This is a genomic window from Patescibacteria group bacterium, from assembly GCA_041665345.1.
In the GTDB taxonomy this organism is placed as follows: domain Bacteria; phylum Patescibacteriota; class Patescibacteriia; order PEXW01; family PEXW01; genus JBAYJA01.
The window spans coordinates 1-3150 of sequence record JBAYJA010000009.1 but is presented as its reverse complement, the minus strand read 5'-3'; the positions used below and the strand labels follow the sequence as shown (position 1 = coordinate 3150).

General features: G+C 50.0%; 3 protein-coding genes. 1 reads left to right on the top strand and 2 read right to left on the bottom strand.

Features of this window, described 5'->3' with window-relative positions; translation table 11 throughout:
• A partial coding sequence (locus WCV85_06860; GenBank protein ID MFA6474557.1) for a hypothetical protein occupies window positions 1-890 on the bottom strand: 890 nt, incomplete at its 3' end.
• Between the two features lie 1066 nt (window positions 891-1956).
• A complete protein-coding gene (locus WCV85_06855) occupies window positions 1957-2829 on the bottom strand; it encodes a hypothetical protein (protein MFA6474556.1) in 873 nt (290 codons plus the stop codon).
• 138 nt (window positions 2830-2967) lie between these two features.
• Between WCV85_06855 and WCV85_06850 the strand changes: the two genes are divergently transcribed.
• Window positions 2968-3150, top strand: a 183-nt coding sequence (locus WCV85_06850) for a hypothetical protein (protein ID MFA6474555.1), incomplete at its 3' end; no start/stop codon positions are given.

Below are 3150 nucleotides of genomic sequence, written 5' to 3'. Positions count from 1 at the left end.
GGTGTTGTGCCCTGTGCGTTCTGTGCAACAGCGCGGAAGTAATAGGTGGTGTTTGGTGAAAGATTCCAGAGACCGGCTGAAATGTTGAGTGCACTTGTACCACTACCCTGCATACCTACTTGAAGAGTCGTGCCAAAAGATTGTGTAGTTCCCCATTCAAACCATGCACTTGTAGAAGCACCATTTGGATTTACGGAACCATTGAGCGTTGCCGCCGTTTGAGTAACGCTGGTTGCGCTGTTGGTTACAACGGTGGGAGCGGAAGAAGCAGACGCGGACGAAACACGGAACGTAACAATTACCGTTCCTTGTGTTGGCCAACCTGGGGCAATATTCCCCAAATTCAAACCGGTACCATTAAAGAGTTCCGCCCCGGACTGTCCCCCGGGAAGTGGCGAGCTTACTGTTGGGTTGTTATTGTCGGGATACCAGGAAACCATCCCAGGAATGAAAGAAAGTGATTGAGAAGAAGAAAGAGAAACAGACGCGCTGCCGGAAACCGCTGATGCATTGTTTGCAACAACGGTCGCAGAAAATGTATGTGAGGTACCTGAACCAGTTGTCTGTGGTGAAAGCTTTACGCGCAAATTGTTTGCGGTGTCAGGACCAGTGTTGTGATAATAAATCTCAAATGAGACTTCCTCCCCTGCATTTGCAGATGCAGAAGTTGACCAGCAAGAAGTACATCCTGCCGGGCTCGTGGTGTTGTTGGCGGCAAGAAGTGTCGCATAATCCTGCGGATCATTATTGAGGGTTGCAGCAAAAGTGACCGCAGGTATAACAAATACCGCAGTCGCAAGGAGTGCTCCCATTATTTTTTTTGTTGTATTCATAATAATATTTTTTCTTCTTCTAATAACCCTCTGTACATTCGACACGTACATTTTCAAAACTTCGATTCCTCAATCAAGGGCTTGAAAATGTACGGCACAACTTTTCAGGGTTGTGCCGTTTTTGCCGAGAAAGAACTCAGCGTCGGCCGGTTGGGCCGTGCTGCGGTCCACCTCCGGTTGAACCACCAGTCGGGCCACCGCGTGGGCCACCACCACCAGGTGTCGGACCATGTTGGGGTCCACCACTTGTTCCGGGGGTCGGACCGTATTGTGGCCCGCCCGTCGGGCTGTTCCAAGTTCTGCCCCCACCACCCCAAACTCGGGGCTGGTATTGCGGGGAGCAGTAGGGGCGCGGGTTGTACTGCGGCTCGCAGTACTGCCGAGAGTACCACACCATTGGAGGTGGTGGCACATACGGTCGGTATACCCGGTACCTTGGCTCATCATCGTAGTAGTCATCGACGACCCTTCTCCGACGTGGAGGTGGGTCATCGCGATACTCACGCGCCGGTGGTGGCGCAGGTGTCGTCACGTCCGGGTCGCGAACGATCCGGGTGTGAACGACTTTTTCCTGTACCACAGGTGCCGGAGGCGCTTGTGGCGCTACGGCAACTTTCTTCTCCTCCGGAGGGTCCAGAGGAACGAAATCCGGATCGAACGGCGATAACCTTTCGGTTGTGCGCCGAGCAATCTTCTTGTGCTTCGTGGGCTGCTTACATTTGCAGCAGCCTCCTCCGCAGGTCGCATTGGCTCTGTGGGAGCAGTTGCAGCTGGTGCCGCAACCGTCCTTCCGGTTGTGGCTGCAATCTGACGTCGTAACGACGTCCGACGACGGCCTGCCGGCGTCCCTTATCGCTTTCGCGAGGATGCCTACTCCCTTGATGGCCCCGAAGCACAGGAGCCAGATGATAAAAACAGTGAGCAATCCATATGCTCCACCTTTCAAGAATTTGCGGGCCATTGGCCACCTCCTTTGAACTGGTTATTGGGAAGGAACTGTGTGAATTGCGCTCCTTGCGGTATTCTTATTGCCAATCAGAATTATAGCATACCCCCAATAAAAGTCAACCCCCAGGGCATTTACGCCTCTGGGGGTTCACTTTCTGCTTCAATGAGCAGGCTATTAAGCCATTGCTACTCCGTTGCCACTTACTGGAGTTTCTGCCATTTCTGCCTTTTTTGCAAGACGTATTTTTTTGCGTTTTTCATTCTCTTCATAAATAAGCCTAACAATAAGAAGGATGACGAGAAGCGCAATAATAAGCGCAATCCAACCTACAAGCGTTGTAGGCAAGATACCATTTCCTGCACCAAGAACAGATGCCCCTGAAGAATTTCCGTTTGAAAATCCGTCAGTGTTATTTGATCTGCCTACGTTTGAGAATCCGTCTTTCGTCGAGTTAGTTGTGTTACTAGTATTCGTAGTGCTTGTGTTATTTGTAGATGAGTTAAATGTACGATTTGTGTTTGCTGTCGTGTTGGTCCTGCTGTTGTTCGAGCTCGACGAATTACTTGTATTTGATTGTGCGTTATTATCTACACCATTTTGGTTAGTGCTGTATATTGTTGAGTTTGTTCCGGCGGTTGCAGCTACAGCCGACTTTGGAAGTATCGTCTTGAAGGAGATGATCGGTGAATACACCGGCGCATCAGCAGCCCCAATAATCGGTTTTGAAACAGCCACCGCGCGGTAGTAGTATGTATGCCCGGGAGTAAGGCCGTTGATGGCTGCGTCAAACGTTCTTCCTCCATAGAAGGCATCCTTACCTGCAATAATCGGCGCACTCATTGATGAGTTGTCACTCCACTCAAACCAAACAGTAGAGTTGGCGTCCTGGTTCATAACTTGCCCATTCAACGTAGCACTTGTGCCCGTTATGTCGGTTGCTCCAGCAGGAACAAGCACTGCAGAGGCTAGCGCTGTATTGGCCATCACCAAAAAGGCGACCCCAAATACGAATCCCACACGAATTGTCTGATAAATGTATTTATTCATATAACTCACATTATACAACACAACGATATAAAAAGTCAAGCCCCCTCCCCACCGTCCCTTTTACCCCCTGGGTGCCTACCCACAACCTAAGTAATATTAGTAAATTAGTCAGAAACCCCTTATAATATGGGTACACTTATGCTCAAATTTGATGACACAAAAAGGGATGACGTCCTTGCTGCTCTCCGCCAGCAAGAAGAGGAGGATTTTTTGCAGATTATGGCAAACAAGTATGGCCTCCCTTATGCGGACCTCTCTTCTATCCCGGTAAATGTATCGGCCCTTGGTCTCATAAAAGAAGAGGACGCCCGTGCAGCACTT

Coding starts and splice junctions, on each gene's coding strand:
- WCV85_06855 (MFA6474556.1), bottom strand. CDS start 2,829: ATGAATAAATACATTTATCAGACAATTCGTGTGGGATTCGTATTTGGG.